The sequence below is a fragment of the Helicobacter labetoulli genome (assembly GCF_003670275.1).
Taxonomy (GTDB): domain Bacteria; phylum Campylobacterota; class Campylobacteria; order Campylobacterales; family Helicobacteraceae; genus Helicobacter_C; species Helicobacter_C labetoulli.
In genome coordinates, this window is sequence record NZ_QXJF01000001.1 from 35,477 (window position 1) to 51,360 (window position 15,884).

Annotated in this window: 14 protein-coding genes; 3 read left to right on the forward strand and 11 right to left on the reverse strand. The window is 39.6% G+C overall.

Translation table 11 applies throughout. The annotated features are described in order from the left end of the window. Positions 1-3: 3 nt before the first annotated feature. The 10 genes from EBF12_RS00175 to EBF12_RS00220 all read right to left on the reverse strand — a co-directional run bounded on the left by EBF12_RS00175 (position 4) and on the right by EBF12_RS00220 (position 8,575). Positions 4-915, reverse strand: coding sequence for a polyprenyl synthetase family protein (locus EBF12_RS00175; RefSeq protein ID WP_121725850.1), 912 nt, complete (start codon positions 913-915; stop codon positions 4-6). Beyond that, positions 915-1,340, reverse strand: a complete 426-nt coding sequence (locus tag EBF12_RS00180) for a hypothetical protein (RefSeq protein WP_121725851.1) — start codon at positions 1,338-1,340, stop codon at positions 915-917. Before EBF12_RS00180 ends, EBF12_RS00175 begins: the two co-directional genes overlap by 1 nt. After that, positions 1,333-1,599 (reverse strand): DUF2018 family protein, encoded by a 267-nt coding sequence (locus tag EBF12_RS00185; RefSeq protein ID WP_121725852.1) that lies wholly within the window; start codon positions 1,597-1,599, stop codon positions 1,333-1,335. Before EBF12_RS00185 ends, EBF12_RS00180 begins: the two co-directional genes overlap by 8 nt. A gap of 6 nt (positions 1,600-1,605) precedes the next feature. Further along, a complete protein-coding gene (hisD, locus tag EBF12_RS00190) occupies positions 1,606-2,907 on the reverse strand; it encodes a histidinol dehydrogenase (protein WP_121725853.1) in 1,302 nt (433 codons plus the stop codon). 156 nt (positions 2,908-3,063) lie between these two features. Further along, positions 3,064-4,551, reverse strand: a complete 1,488-nt coding sequence (mqo, locus tag EBF12_RS00195; RefSeq protein WP_121725854.1) for a malate dehydrogenase (quinone) — start codon at positions 4,549-4,551, stop codon at positions 3,064-3,066. 283 nt (positions 4,552-4,834) lie between these two features. Continuing rightward, the gene (ubiE, locus tag EBF12_RS00200; protein WP_121725855.1) at positions 4,835-5,605 is read right to left on the reverse strand and encodes a bifunctional demethylmenaquinone methyltransferase/2-methoxy-6-polyprenyl-1,4-benzoquinol methylase UbiE; all 771 of its coding nucleotides are present in this window, start codon (positions 5,603-5,605) and stop codon (positions 4,835-4,837) included. Beyond that, positions 5,598-7,007, reverse strand: coding sequence for an argininosuccinate lyase (gene argH, locus EBF12_RS00205; RefSeq protein WP_121725856.1), 1,410 nt, complete (start codon positions 7,005-7,007; stop codon positions 5,598-5,600). Before argH ends, ubiE begins: the two co-directional genes overlap by 8 nt. A gap of 9 nt (positions 7,008-7,016) precedes the next feature. Then, complete coding sequence (hemJ, locus tag EBF12_RS00210; protein ID WP_121725857.1) at positions 7,017-7,457, reverse strand: protoporphyrinogen oxidase HemJ; 441 nt, start codon at positions 7,455-7,457, stop codon at positions 7,017-7,019. An 87-nt stretch (positions 7,458-7,544) separates the two neighbouring features. Then, entirely contained in the window at positions 7,545-8,123 is a 579-nt protein-coding gene (locus tag EBF12_RS00215; protein WP_121725858.1) for a YigZ family protein, read from the reverse strand. Further along, entirely contained in the window at positions 8,120-8,575 is a 456-nt protein-coding gene (locus EBF12_RS00220; RefSeq protein ID WP_121725859.1) for an META domain-containing protein, read from the reverse strand. Before EBF12_RS00220 ends, EBF12_RS00215 begins: the two co-directional genes overlap by 4 nt. 107 nt (positions 8,576-8,682) lie before the next feature. Here EBF12_RS00220 and EBF12_RS00225 point away from each other — a divergent pair, with 107 nt between their 5' ends. Beyond that, complete coding sequence (locus EBF12_RS00225; protein WP_121725860.1) at positions 8,683-9,471, forward strand: histidinol-phosphatase; 789 nt, start codon at positions 8,683-8,685, stop codon at positions 9,469-9,471. A gap of 122 nt (positions 9,472-9,593) precedes the next feature. Here the strand turns inward: EBF12_RS00225 and topA are convergent, their stop codons facing one another. After that, on the reverse strand, positions 9,594-11,834 hold the full coding sequence (gene topA, locus EBF12_RS00230) for a type I DNA topoisomerase (RefSeq protein ID WP_121725861.1): 2,241 nt from the start codon (positions 11,832-11,834) through the stop codon (positions 9,594-9,596). A gap of 153 nt (positions 11,835-11,987) precedes the next feature. On the opposite strand from topA, the gene EBF12_RS00235 reads away from it, so the two are divergent. Both EBF12_RS00235 and EBF12_RS00240 read left to right on the forward strand, forming a co-directional pair. Next, on the forward strand, positions 11,988-13,532 hold the full coding sequence (locus EBF12_RS00235; protein ID WP_121725862.1) for a flagellin B: 1,545 nt from the start codon (positions 11,988-11,990) through the stop codon (positions 13,530-13,532). A 42-nt stretch (positions 13,533-13,574) separates the two neighbouring features. After that, on the forward strand, positions 13,575-15,476 hold the full coding sequence (locus EBF12_RS00240) for a motility associated factor glycosyltransferase family protein (RefSeq protein ID WP_121725863.1): 1,902 nt from the start codon (positions 13,575-13,577) through the stop codon (positions 15,474-15,476). Positions 15,477-15,884 lie beyond the last annotated feature (408 nt).

Sequence of the window (15,884 nt, forward strand, 5' to 3'; positions counted from 1 at the left end):
CCTCTAAAATGTCCGCTCAACCATCTGCGTGATAATTTCTTGTAATTTTGCATTATTTTCATTAGCCACAGCCATAAGGGCTTTGTTGGCAAATATTTTTGCTTCATCTATACTTTGGGAAATGATATTGTGCTTTTGCATTTGCACTCTTATCCAAACCTCCTCTTCCTCGCTTAGCTCCTTTGCCCAAAGATTACGGATATGCTCACGCCCATTTTCATCTAGCTTTTCATACATAAGCATAAGGGGTAGGGTTATCTTACCTTCTTTAAAATCACTCATTGCGGGCTTGCCAAGTGTTTTTGAATCCTGTGTAAAGTCCAAAATATCATCAATAATTTGAAAAGCTATGCCAAGATTTTCACCATAGATTCTGTATATATTTTTATTTAGCCCTTTGAGTATTGCTCCACACTCTGCTGCAGCGACAATAAGAGCAGCAGTTTTATTCGCACACATTTTAATATAGGCTTGTTTATCAATATGGAATCTTGAAGCAAGTGAAACATCTTCAATCTCGCCAATGGATAGTCTCACCACCGCTGAAGACACACTTTGGGCTAATCGCACATCAAGACAACTTAATTCATAAAATGCCTTAGAATACAGCACATCGCCCAACATAATGGCGTTTTTATTTCCAAAAAGAGCGTTGATTGATGGCTTTTGACGCCGTGTTTGTGCCTCATCAATCACATCATCGTGCAAAAGAGATGCACTTTGAATCATCTCAATCATCGCACATACCCTTAAGGCATCTTCACTCACACCACTAATAGCAAGTAAAAGCTTGCTTCTTAGCATCTTACCTTGGCTAAGATGGGAGCTAAGATTTAGCACTTCATCATTACCGCACTCTTTGATATACATATCAATATGTGCCTTAATCCGCTCTAATGCAAATTCCAAACTCATCAATCCACCCCTTGCGAGAGATTTTCATCAAGCACAGAGACGCCAAACCCCTCGATATATAGCTTCAAATGTGCTTTCTTATCAGCAAAATCTTTAAAATATAAGAGTAGTTGCGGGTCATCTTTTAGCGTATTGTCCCCTCTACTAAGGGGAAGCTTAAAGGCGTTGCGTTGATAGTCCTGATACAGCACAACTTGATGATTAAACTTATCATAACGGATATACAGCACAAGTCCTTGATTTTTAAATAATGTCCAGCGAAACTCTAGCTTTTTTTGCACATTGCCCAAATCAAAATGTGCAGTATAGACCTGCTCTTTTTTAAGCTCAAGGCTCTTTTCCCAACTCCATTGTGGAATCGCCCCATAAGCTTGTATCACAACAAATAGGGCATACAAGAGACATAAAAACTTCGCTCTATTCATAATTTCCCAATATATTTGCCATAGAGGTTATTGCAAGATTCTGCTTCCCACTCTCTATCTCTTCCTTATTTGCTTCATCAAAATAATACGCCTTAAAAGCCTTATCCACATCTATATCTTTTTGTTCTAAAAGTGCCTCATACACCACTAAGCGTTCTAACAATCGCTCTAGTTCCAACCCAACTAAAGTAGGTGAAGCATTGCAAATAATCTCTTGCCATTTTTGTAATACACTCCCCTCAAAAAACGCATCTTCCATTCTACCCTACTCCTTTATAGAATCTAGTCTTTTTAAGACTGCTTGTGCGTGAGCGTGAAGAGATTCACACTCCGCTAAAATAGCACAAGATTCACCCATTTGCCTAATAGCTTGTGCGGAGAAAGAAATAATAGAACTTCTTTTTGTAAAATGCTCCACTCCAAGGGGAGAAAAGAATCTTGCACTTCCTCCTGTTGGCAGCGTGTGATTGGGACCAGCGAGATAATCTCCAATAGGCTCACTTGAATACTCTCCTAAAAATATCGCTCCAGCGTGCTTGATATAGGGCAATACATCAAATGGAGCTTGAGTGAGAATCTCCAAATGTTCCACAGCTAACGCATTTGCTATCTCTATACTTTCTTGTAAATGGCGTGTATAGATGAATATGGAGCGATTTTTAATGCTTTGCTCCGAGATAGCAAAACGCGGCATTGTGGGGAGAATCTTTTCAATCTTTGTCTGCACATTTTTGATAAGCTCCATATCATCGCTTATGAGAATGGAGCTTGCCATTTCATCGTGTTCAGCTTGAGAGAGTAAGTCATAAGCGACATACTGCGGATTTGCACTTTTATCAGCAATAATGGCAATTTCGCTAGGACCTGCCACCATATCAATATTGACTTCACCAAAAACAAGTTTTTTCGCACAAGCGACAAAAATATTGCCCGGACCTGTGATAACATCTGCCTTTTTTACACCCTCAACACCATACGCCATAAGCCCAATAGCACTTGCCCCGCCAACTTTATATGCCTCTGTAATGTTACACAAATGTAAAGCTGCAAGTAGCAAGGGATTTAGCTCATTATGTGGAGCGGGGGAACAAACGATAATCTCCTTGACACCTGCGACAATAGCAGGAATTGCATTCATCAAAAGTGAGCTAGGATAGGCGGCTTTACCACCCGGAATATATAGCCCAGCGCGTTCCATAGGCGTGATTTTAGAGCCAAGAATTGTGCCATTTTCTTCACAATCAATCCAAGTTTGTTGTTTTTGTTTTTGATGAAATGCATAGATTCTATCATAGGCAAGATGAAGAGCTTTTTTTAAATCTTTTGGCAAATCATCATAGGCTTTGGCACACTGCGTTTGAGAGATTTGCAAATCCTGCAAACTTTTTGCTTCCCACTTATCAAAACGAGCGATATGCCTTTGCAAAGCTCCAAAACCTTCATTTTTTATCTCTTCAAGGATACTCTGCACGATAGATGAAACCTCTCCCATATCCATCTTGCCACGCTCTAGAATCTTTGCAAATTCTTTATCAAACTCACAAGTATGCGTATCAAGGATTTTCATTCTTTTCCCCATAATCAAAAGTAAATGAGAATTATATACAGCAACTCTAAACAGACAAACACTTGCACCAAAAGGCACTAGGATTTAGATTGTAAAGCCTAGAATCTAAAAATCATAGCCGCGTAAAATCCCAATATTAAAATATGCTCTCAAACTTTATATCGCACAAAAAGGCATTTTAAGAATCTGAGCTGTTTTTGAACGCCACTCATTAAAATGAGTAATTTTCTCTTCTAGTGGTCGCTTATACGATGGAATCATCTCGGCAAGTTTATCTTTCCACGCACTACTTTTCATCTCTTCACCAAAACAACGCTCAAGCACTTGTAGCATAATATCTACAGCTGTTGAAGCCCCCGGCGATGCACCAAGCAGAGCTGCCAATGTCCCATCACTTGAAGTAATGACCTCTGTGCCAAATTGCAAACTTCCCCTGCCATTACTATCTTTTTTAATAATCTGCACCCTTTGCCCAGCAAATAATGCCTCCCAATCTTCAATCTTCGCATCGGGAAAAAATATGTGTAGCTTACGCATTCGCTGCTTATTTGACATTAAAATCTGTTTAATGAGATAAATTGTCAAAGGCACATTGTCAATACCCGCTTGAAACATCGGCAAAAAGTTACTAAAACGCACTGACATAGGAAGGTCAAGCAAACTTCCGTGTTTTAAGAATTTTGTATTAAACCCCGCATAAGGACCAAAAAGCAACTCTTTTTTACCCTTAATAATACGCGTATCCAAATGCGGCACAGACATCGGCGGATCACCAATAGATGCTTTACCATATATTTTCGCATTATGTTTATCAATAATATCACGATTTTTGCACACAAGCCATAAACCACCAACAGGGAATCCACCATAGCCACGACCCTCTGGTATGCCACTTTTTTGCAATAATGGAAAAGAACCACCACCTGCACCTAAAAATACAAATTTTGCCTTGACTTGCTTTTTTTCACCAGTCTTAGTATTTAGCACATCTAAAACCCATGAAGCACCTTGTTTTGTGAGATTCTGCACCTTGTGGCTGACATATACATTAAAGTTATCTTTTTGGCTAAGCTTTTCTTTAAACTGCCTTACAATCTCGCCAAAATCCACATCTGTGCCTTCCTGCATATATGTCGCAGCTATGGGTTGATTCTCATCTCGCCCTTCAAGCAAGAGTGGAGCCCATTGCTTAATCTGCTCTTTATCTTCAGAATAAACCATATTTTTAAAAAGCGGACAACTTGCCGTGAGTGTTTCATAGCGTTGCTTCAAATATGGCACGATATGATCCACCACAAAGCTCAAATGCGGCACTGAATTTAAAAAAGTCTGTGGCTCCTTTAAAATTCCAGATTTTACACAATACGCCCAAAACTCCTTGCTAAGCTCATATTGCTGATTAATCCTAACTGCCTTTGTAATATCAATACTACCATCTTCTTTTTTTGGTGTGTAGTTTAACTCACAAAGTGCCTGATGTCCTGTCCCGGCGTTGTTCCATACCATGCTGCTTTCCAACGCAACATCATCAAGCATCTCATATACACTGATATGTGCTGAGGGTTTAAGCTCCTTTAGCATCGCTGCTAATGTCAAGCTCATAATCCCTCCACCAACCAAAACTACTTCTGAATCCTCACTCATTCCCTTGCTCCTTCCTCATACTTACGCTTTGGGCTAGGCTTATATAAGCTTAAATGCTTTTGTGCGTTAGGGGATTATTATGTATTAAACCTACCTTTGAAGTTCTCTTTATGTTAGGACATTTTTGTAAATGAGTATTCAAAAAAAGTAAAATAAAAAATAACTTTGTTACTAAAATCACTTTTTTACATATTTACACTATAAAGATGGGAAGTTTTGCCACACTCTACTAAGCTTTATGCAAGATTCTAGAGTATTAATATTCATATCTTAAAGCTTTGTGTTAAAGCTTCACACCCACATATAGCGTGGAAATATTCGCACTATATGATTTAACAAAATAACTCTTCACGCCCCTTTGTGAAAGTTTTTGTGCCAGCTCATCGCTACTTACAAAATTTTGTATAGAATCTGGCAAATATTTATATGCTGCATAGTTTTTTGACACAAGCCCACCCACTAAAGGCAGAATCTTAGAAGTATAAAACCGCATAAGAGAGCTAAACACTCCCCTCTTCTTATTGTTCATAAATTCCAAAATAACAATAACGCCACCGGGCTTTAATACACGCACAAACTCATCTAATGCCTCTTCAAGTGCCACAACATTACGCAATCCATAAGCAATGGAGAGAATATCCACACTTTGAGACTGAATATCAAGTGCCTTTGCCTCACCCTCTTGTAAGGTAAGCCTCCCCTCTTCCAGCAATGCAGCAAGCTTTTGATGCGCCACTTCAAGCATACCACTTGATGGGTCTATCCCACGCAAATGTGCAATATGCTTTTGTGCCTTGTTGGCTTCATTTTGCCAATGCCAAAGCATATCGCCCGTCCCACAAGCCACATCAAGCACACATTCAATATGTTCTTTCCCCAAAGCCTCAAATGCCTTCTTACACGCACTCACACGCCAACTCACATCAACGCCTAAGCTCATCATACGATTTGCCTTATCGTAGCTTGGGGCAATCTCATCAAACATATTGACAATCTTTTCTTGTTTATGCAATGTTTCTTTTGTGATTGAGTCGTGTGGATTCTGCTTACTCATTACTTTCCTTTACATCATTCATTTTTTGTGTTACAAAGCCAATAAGTTCATCAATTTGAACCTGCGTTTGTCTGCTTGAAGTCCCGCCTAGTGTGTCTCTTGCGTTCATAGAAGATTCTAAACTTAGCACTGCCTTTACCCCCGCCTTTATCCTAGAATCTATACTTAAAATTTCAGATTCAGCTAACTCACTTATATCCACGCCCTTATGCTCCGCATACGCTACAACCTGCCCTGTGATATGATGTGCGTCTCTAAATGCTACGCCACATTCACGCACCAAAAAATCCGCCAAATCAGTCGCACTCAAATGTCCGCATTTTGCCATTTTTGCCATATTTTCTGTATGGATTGTCATAGTTTGAATGCACTCCTTAGCAATTCGCAAAGAAATTTTTACATTTTTAATCGCATCAAACACGCCCTCTTTATCTTCTTGCGTGTCCTTATTGTAGGCAAAAGGCAAACCTTTCATCACGCTAAGCAGTCCTATGAGTGATCCATACACTCGCCCACTTTTCCCACGCAGGAGTTCAGGCACATCGGGATTTTTCTTTTGGGGCATAATGGAGCTTCCTGTCGCATACGCATCGCTTAGGGATATAAACTTAAACTCCGCACTGCTCCATAGCACCAGCTCTTCAGCCACACGCGATAGGTGCATAGCAATCATTGATAGGCTATAAAGCATATCCAAGGCAAAGTCCCTATCACTTACTGAATCCATTGCATTAAGCGTAGGCTTTGCAAAGCCAAGCGTTTGAGCTAAAAATTCCCTATCATTACCATAAGGTGTCCCAGCCAATGCCCCGCTTCCAAGAGGGCAGAGATTATTGCGTTTAAAATCATCTTCCAAACGCTCCACATCTCGCTTAAAGTTACACGCCCACGCTACGAGATGAAAGCCAAAGTTAATGGGTTGGGCGTGTTGCAAATGTGTCATTCCGGGCATAATGCTTTGTGTATGGGCTTTGGCAATATCTAAAAGTGTTTCCATCAACTCTAAAAGTAGAATTTGAATCTCTTTATTATTCCTTAGCACAAATAGCCGAAAATCCACCGCCACTTGATCATTACGAGATCTTGCGGTGTGAAGTTTCTTGCCCACTTCACCGATATGCTTTGTTAGGGCAGATTCTATTGCCATATGTATGTCTTCATCGCTTATCTTAAAGCTAAAATCACCAGATTCTATTTCCTGTGCGATAGATTCAAGCCCTTGTAAAATCTGTGCTAGTTCATTTTTATTTAAAACACCGATTTTTTCAAGCATTTGAGCGTGGGCTTTTGAGCCTTGTATATCCTCACGCCACAAAATCTTATCAAACAAAATAGAAGCGTTAAATTCCTCTAAAAGTGAGCTAGATTCTAACTCAAATCGCCCTCCCCAAAGCTTTGCCATCTCACTCTCCTAAAAAGGCTTACACACTGCTAAAAACGCAATGAGAATAATGGCGATTGTTGGGAATTCATTGAAAATTCTAAAAAATGTATGTGTTCTCTTGCACAAGCCATTACCCAAAGTTTTAATAAAGTATCCACAAGCAAAATGATACACCACAAGCAACAACACGATTGTAAGCTTGATATGTAGCCAGATTCCAGAATCTGCAGGTTTTAACAGACTTGGGTTTAGAGCTATCATCGCTACACCTGTGGCAATTGTCAGCACCATTGCAGGTATGCCAATAAACTTATATAGCCTTATCTCCTGAAGCTTAACAATCTCCACAAACTCCGCATTATCCCTATGCGTAGCGTGATAGACAAATAATCGCGGCAAATAAAACAACATAGCCATCCACGACACAAGCACAACAATATGAAATGCCTTTATATAAAGATATTCCATTTTTTCACTCCTTTTTTAGAATCTTAGCTCAAAATCTCAAGGTCGGTATTATACCCACTTTGAATGAATAGGCTCTATCTGCTTAAATCAAATTTGTTTATCAAATTTTGCCTTTATGCTCTCTATATTCTCCTTTTCTCCTTCTAAACGCAAAGCAATGCTATTTTCCAAAAAAGATTCTTTAACTAGCTCCACGCCTAGCTTCTTTGCCATATACTCGCATTGTGAAAGCAAGGCATAGTCAATCTCAAAGTTAAGATTTTCACGCAATACAAAATCTTCCAAAAGCCCTTGTGATTTTGCAGAATCTATGGCATCTTTTATCGCATTCGTATAAGCCCGAACAAGCCCTCCAACACCTAACAATGTCCCGCCAAAATACCGCACCACAATCACGCCAATATCAATGAGATTCTCCCCACGCAAAACATTGAGGCTTGGCATTCCGCTGCTTCCCTTTGGCTCTCCATCATCATCAAAAGATTCTAGAATCTGCTTAAACTCATTCAAATGCCGCGTAGCACTCACAAAATGAACTGCTTTAAGATGTTCTTGTTTAAGAGAGGTAAGCAAAGATTCAAACTCACCATAAGGAACTAAAAAAGCTAAAAACTTTGATCCCTTACTTTCAAAAATCCCTTGTGCTTGAGAATATAAAGTTTTCATTTATATTGCAAATAATAAGTCGCCTTATTGCCCCTTAGCTCCATTTTATCACCCTTCTTTTTAACAGCAAACTCTCCATCAAGTGCTTTAAAAAACCAAAATTCATAATTCATTCCCTCATTCTCTTCACACATACGGCGAGATGAGCCTATCCCGCTTACTTGCAGTTTTTTGCCAATGAGTGCAAATGTTGCAAAATAATTATTACACACACCCACGCCAAAAATGCGATTTTCATCAGCGTCAAAAATCATTGTTGATTTTGCACCCTCCCACACAGGAGTTAGCTCTCTAGCATCGTGCAGGACAATCTTATACACATACCATTCCTGTTTAGATTCTAAAAGATTCTCCTTATTTTCCTGTTGTAATAAATCCACAAAACAACCCTGAATCCCTATCATAAGCCCAGCAGCCAAAGCAATCCTAAAGAATAAATGTGAAATTTTCATAAAAACCCCTTTGTTATATTTTAAGTTATAGCAGAATCTAAGCCATTTGTAAGTGTGCCATTATAGAATCTCATTGCAAATAAAACCCAACTCAACAAAGGCAAAATATGCGTATTGACCTACATAATCACACAACCCTTTGTCATCACGCCACAGGAAGTATGGAGGAGTATATCGCTTGTGCGATAGAAAAAAAGATTGATGTTTTTGGCTTTTCTTGCCACGCACCTATGGCATTTGATGAAAAGTATCGTATGTCTAAAGATGAGCTGCTAGGGTATTGTGAGAAGATTCACTCTCTCAAAGAATGCTATCAAGGGCAGATTCAAATTTTGTGTGCCTTGGAGGTGGATTATATTTTAAATAAAGAATATTTCATAGAATCTCAAGTGCTAGAATATCCCTTTGATTATCTCATCGGCTCCGTGCATTTTTTAGATAATTGGGGCTTTGATAATCCTGAGTTTATCGGCAAATACGCTGAAATTAATATAGAAGAATGTTGGGGCGAGTATCTCCACTCCATAGCACAAATGGCACAAACAGGGCTTTTTCAAATTGTTGGGCATATAGATTTGCTCAAACTCTTTGGGCATACGCTCCCAGATTCTCAAATCCCCAATCTTAACCTTGCTTTAGAATCTATTGCTGATAATCATCTTGCCATAGAGCTAAATCCAGCCGGATTGCGAAAACCTATTAAAGAAGCCTACCCATCAGCCAATATTCTACAAAAAGCCTACAAAAAGGGCATTCCCATTACTTTTGGCTCGGACGCTCACGCTTTAGAACACATAGGCTTTGGTTATGAAAAGCTATGCGATTTGGCTAAAAGTATCGGCTACACCCACGCCTTGTATTTTACAAACAAAGAACCTGTGAGTGTGAGAATCTAGCGGATTTTATTTGTTTCAAACCCTAATGTAAAAAACAACAAACTACAAAGCTTCCGCACTAAAATTTTCAAGCTTTCAACACCACCAAGATTCTAGCTTTTAGGCTACCTATAAAAGCTAGATTAAATCTCCACTCTGTCCTTACATTTCAGGCACTCACGCATTTGCTTTTTGCGATATTCCCTCTCACACATTGCCCCACCGCATTTTTCACATTTTTGGGCAGTAGGTTGAAACTTTGAGATAAAGTTACATTTTGGGTAATTCTTACAGCCAAAAAACGCTCCCCTGCGGCTAAATCTCTGCACTATCTCCCCTCCGCACTCCGGACACGCCACACCTTCCACACTCTTTGGCTCTGCTTTATTTTGCAGTGATTTTGTATTTTTACACTTTGGATAGCCACTACACGCGATAAATTCTCCATTACGCCCAAGCTTCTTTACCATAGGCTTGCCGCATTTCTCACACTCTCCATATTCCGTAGAATCTGCTTGTTCATTCTCTTGTGGTTTCCTCTCATTAGGCTTAATATATTTACACTTTGGATAACCACTACACGCGATAAACTCTCCATAACGGCTTTGTCGCTGCACGAGTTCCTTTCCACACTGCGGACACATCTCGCCTGTGGGGATATTGACTTTTTGTGAAGTGATATTTTTCTTACCAGATTCTATTTTCTTGATAAATGGGTCATAAAAATCCCAAAGCACCACCTGCCAATCCATACGCTCCTGTGCGATTTCATCAAGCTTATCTTCAAGCCCTGCGCTAAAATGCGAATCTACAATCTCATTAAAATTTTCTTCAAGCATAGCTGTGGCTTTAAAGGCACTCTCTTGTGGCACAAGCTGCTTTTTTTCTAGCCTCACATACTCTCTATTCACAAGCAAGGCAATTGTTGGTGCATAAGTTGATGGACGCCCTATACCTAAAGTCTCCATACTTTTAATGATACTTGCTTCAGAATATCTAGGGGAAGGCTCTGTGGATTTTTGCTCACTTTTTACCTCTTTTAGCACTACACTTTGCCCCTGCTTACACTCGGGCAAAAGTTTATCCTTATCATCACTCCCCATAATTTTATAAAATCCATCAAACACAAGCTTCCGCCCACTTGCTTTAAACACAATCTCATCATTTGCTTCATTTGGGGCAAAAAGAATGTTTTGCGTTTCAAATACCGCATCTTGGCTTTGTGAAGCAAGAAAGCGATTATAGATTAATGTATAGATTTTTAACTCATCAGGCTTTAAATACTCTTTAGCAAGAGTTGGAGTAAAAGCGAGATTTGTCGGGCGGATAGCCTCGTGAGCCTCTTGAGCGGCTTTAGACTTTGTACTGTAATTTTTAGCTTTAGCCGGGACATATTCCTTGCCATAAGTTTTTAAAAGCACCTCCCTAGCAGAATCTTGAGCCTCTTTGGCGATATTTAGACTATCTGTTCTCATATATGTAATAACCCCCATCGTCCCAAAGCTCGTATTTACCCCTTCATAAAGCTTTTGAGCGATACTCATTGTGCGTGTAGGTGAGTAGCCAAGCAGACTTGAAGCACTCTGTTGTAATGTAGAAGTCATAAATGGCGGAGGCGTGGGCGTTTTCTTGCTTTTTGTAGTGATTTCTTTAATGTAAAATTGCTGTTTTTTAATGTTTTCACACATTTGCTCTACGAGCTTAGAATCTTGGAGCGAGAGTTTTTCAAGCTTTTGATTATACACGATGAGTTCAGATTCTATATCGCTATTTTTTTCTCCGCCCTGTGTGGCAAAAATCGCCCCTATATTGAAATAAATTGTTGGCTTAAAAGCCTCTATCTCCCTTTCTCTATCTACGATGATTTTTAAAGCCGCACTTTGCACACGCCCAGCTGACAACCCTTTTTGAATCTTAGAACTCATAAGTTGAGAGAGCTTAAAGCCTACAATCCTATCAAGCAGCCGCCTAGCCTGTTGTGCATTAACCCTTGCCATATCAATTTTTCTAGGATTTTCCAAGGAATGTGTAATGGCATTTTTGGTTATCTCGTGAAAGACAATGCGCGGAAACTCATCATAAGGTCGCTTCAAAGCCTGTGTAATATGATAGCCTATCGCCTCCCCTTCTCTATCCTCATCGGTTGCGATATAGGTTGTTTTTGCCTTTTTATGGGCTTGTTTTATCTTTTCAACAACATCGGCGTGATCTTTACTAATGGTGTATTGTGGCTCAAAGTGTTTATTCTCAATCTCTATCCCAAAGCTATATTTTGGCAAATCGCGAATATGTCCTTTTGAAGCAAGGACTTCATATTTGTCTCCTAAAAAATGTTTGATTGTTTTTGCTTTGGCTGGTGATTCTACAATGATTAAGTCTTTCATAAAAGCCCCTCTAGTTCCATATAAAAAGTAAAAGCGGATTTTAGCACAGATTCTAAACAGAATTTCTACAAAAAGCAAAATATAGACTGCAAAAATTGGAATGCCTTTTGCTTAATCGGCATAAACAAAAAAACTTTAGCAAAGGATGCAAAAATGAGTTTTAGGATAAACACAAACATCTCCGCCCTAACTGCCCACACCATTGGTGTGCAAAACAATAGAAGTTTGCATAGCTCACTTGAAAAGTTAAGTTCTGGTTTGCGATTAAATAAAGCAGCAGATGACGCTTCAGGTATGGCGATTGCCGATAGTTTGAGAAGCCAAAGTGAGAGCTTGGGACAAGCTGTAAGAAATGCCAATGATGCTATTGGTATGATTCAAGTAGCTGATAAAGCAATGGACGAACAGCTCAAAATCTTAGATACTATTAAGACAAAAGCCATTCAAGCCGCACAAGATGGACAAAGCACAGAGACAAGAAAGGCATTACAAAGTGATATTATCCGCCTCTTAGAAGAGCTAGACAATATCGCCAACACTACAAGCTACAACGGACAACAAATGCTTTCCGGTGCATTTTCAAACAAAGAATTTCAAATTGGGGCTTACTCAAATACAACGGTCAAAGCCTCTATTGGTCCAACAAGCTCGGATAAAATAGGACACGTGAGAATGGAAAGCAGCTCATTTGCAGGGGAGGGAATGCTCGCCTCTGGTGCTGCAAACAACCTAAGTGAAGTAATGCTAAAATTCCGCCAAGTTGATGGAAAGCACGATTTTGAACTTGAAACGGTAAAAATTTCAACTTCTGCTGGGACAGGCATTGGTGTTCTCACAGAAGTCATCAACAAACACGCTGATACGCTTGGTGTGCGTGCTGCGTGGAGTGTTATGGCAACAGGTGATGTGCCGGTTTTATCTGGAACGGTGCGAGGACTTGTCATCAATGGCGTAACGATTGGGAATGTCAATGATGTGCGTAAAAATGACTCCGATGGTCGTTTGCTTAATGCCATTAACTCAATCAAAGAGAGGACAGGCTGTGAGGCTTACACAGACATTACAGGGCGGATAAATGTAAGAAGCCTTGATGGAAGGGCGATTTCCATTCAAACAGAGGACGATAGTGGTAAAGTCTTTGGTGGTGGAAACTTCGCTGGAATCTCCGGGACAGATCACGCCATTGTGGGGCGTTTAACGCTTATTAGAACAGATGCGAGAGATATTATTGTAAGCGGGATAAACTTTAGCCATATTGGATTCCACTCTGCACAAGGTATTTCAGAATATACGGCAAATCTCCGCTCTGTGCGTGGTGAAATGGACGCAAACATCGCTTCAGCGTGTGGGGCAAACGCTAATGTGGCTCAAGCAAACTTACATTTTGATGGTATTGGTGCTGGGGTTACAAGCCTTAAGGGTGCAATGGTTGTTATGGATATGGCAGAATCTGCACGGATTCAGCTTGACAAACTAAGAGCGGATATTGGTTCGGCTCAGATTCAGCTTGTTGCAACGATTAACAATGTCTCTGTTACGCAAGTTAATGTCAAAGCCGCAGAATCTCAAATCCGCGATGTGGATTTTGCCTCTGAATCTGCGACATTCTCTAAGCATAATGTTTTGGCACAAAGTGGTAGCTTTGCGATGGCTCAAGCTAATGCGGTGCAACAAAATGTTCTTAGACTGCTTCAATAATCGCCCTAAAGTTCTAATAACCTAAAACTTTAAGAATACGCTATGCAGGATTTTTTCTCTCTTAATCTTTCAGCTTTGGCGGTGCGTTCCCCCGCCCTTGCCTTAAAGCTTAAAGATTTTGTCCCAAATCAAAACTATGAAGTGTTTCAAGGCAGTGATGTTTTAAATATTAATATCATTGATAAACGCACAAATACGCCTTTATTTCAACACAATCCCCTTGACGAGACAAATGCCAAAATCGCCGAGTTTGGAGCATACTCACACTATCCATATTTATATTTTTTTGGCGTGGGCAATGGTGTGCTTTTTAAGGTTTTATTACAAAATGAGCTTCTTAAACGCATAGTTGTGCTAGAGCCAGAATTAGAGCTGCTTTTTATTGTGCTTCATTTTATGGATTTTAGCCGAGATATTTTAGAGCAACGCATTATGTTTATTGATGCTACAAGTGTGGATTTCACAGGCATTGATATTTTATTCTCCACTAATCGCGATGCGAAAATTTACTCCAAAGTCTATGATTTGCATTTGTTTAATGCCTATTATAACGCTTATGCGGATTTATATATCAAAATCAATCAGCTTTTTATCCGTGCTATTGAGCATAGTGTCATCAGTGTGGGGAATGATAGCCGAGATTCTATTGTTGGTATTCAACAGCATATACAAAATATCCCAAGCGTGATTCAAAGCCCGACTTTGCTTGATTTACTCGCACAGATTAAAGGCAGAGATACAGCTATTATCGTAGCCACCGGTCCAAGTCTTAGCAAACAACTTCCGCTTTTAAAGCAGATTCAAGACTATGCGACTATTTTTTGCATTGATGCTTCATTGCCAATCTTAGTAAGAGAGGGCATTAAACCTGATATTGTCTTTTCATTAGAACGCGTAGAGCCAACGGCGAAGTTTTACGAAGATACACCAAAAGAGCTAAGAGATGGCATTGTCTTTGCTATTACTTCTATTGTGCATAAAAGGCTAAAGGACGCATTAGAGGGGGATTTGGTGCAATACTCATTGCGTCCATTTGGCTATACAAACTATTTTGAAATTGCTGAATACGGCTATTTGGGTATTGGTATGAGTGCGGCAAATATGGCATACGAGCTTGTTGCTCACGCTAGATTCAAGCGATGTATCATTATAGGACAGGATTTAGCCTTTGGTGAAGATGGCACTTCTCACGCTAAAAATGCCGTATATGGTGCAAATGAGATAAACCCCAAAGTCATAGAAAAAAAGGGACAAAAGGTTATGGTAGAAAAATATGGCGGTGGAGGCGAGATAGAATCCACGCTTGTATGGAAGCTGTTTTTAACCTTTTATGAACGAGACATTGCCAACACCCCCTATCCCATTGAGGTGATTAACTCTACTGAAGGTGGAGCTAGGATTGCAGGGACAAAGGAGATTCCATTTGCTGAATCTATCAAGCTTATTGACACTTCGCACAAAAAGCAGCCCATCAAACTCACCTACCCCACACAAGAAATGTATGAGAAAAATTTAGAAAAAGTGCGGCAAAAAACGCTTGAATGGATTGAATTAGGATTAAAAGATAAAGCTTTTGTTGAAGAGGTGTTTTTGGAAGTGGCAGCACTCACAGAGCGGCTTGAGCTACTCAATAAAGAGGGGAGACTAGATGAACTAGATTCTAAAGAGTTGCAAGAGTGTATTGATAGAATCCAGCAGGTTAAAGAACTTTTTGATGATAGGCGGTTTAGAGAATGCTTTATGGACGCGATACAATCTTATATATTCCATCAAGAAATGGATATTGCTAAAATTCTTGTTATGCCAACAAACAATGAAGAATCTAAGCTCATCAAACAAGCTGAGCTTATTTACGCACACAAATATTGGCTTTTCTCCCTTGCAGGTGGTATGGATAGCGTGATTGAAGTTGTGAAAAAAGCGTATGAAACTTGGGAAGTATAAGGGTATTTAAGATTCTAATGTTTCTCATTGCAAGATACTATCGTAGATTCAAACAAATAATAAAGCATAAGCCATACAAGCACCAAAAGGCAATGCCAAAACAAAAAATCTTGCAATAGCATAAAATACAAAAGGCGACTGGTTAAGAGGTTGGATAAGATGCCCTGCCCATTAGTCAAAGGGCAGAGCGTGGATAATCTTAGCTACCATTATACTACTATAAGACATAGTAGTATAATGGTAGCTAAGATTTTGGAGCAAATCTTATCCATTCTAGCCTCCTTTACAATAAAGTAGGCTATCACTTAAGAGGCTGCCACCTCTTAAGGACAATCTCAAAGGCATTGTATCACTTTCTCTTTAACTTTCGTTTTTTTGATTTTATGTTTAATGGCTATGCTAGGGTAG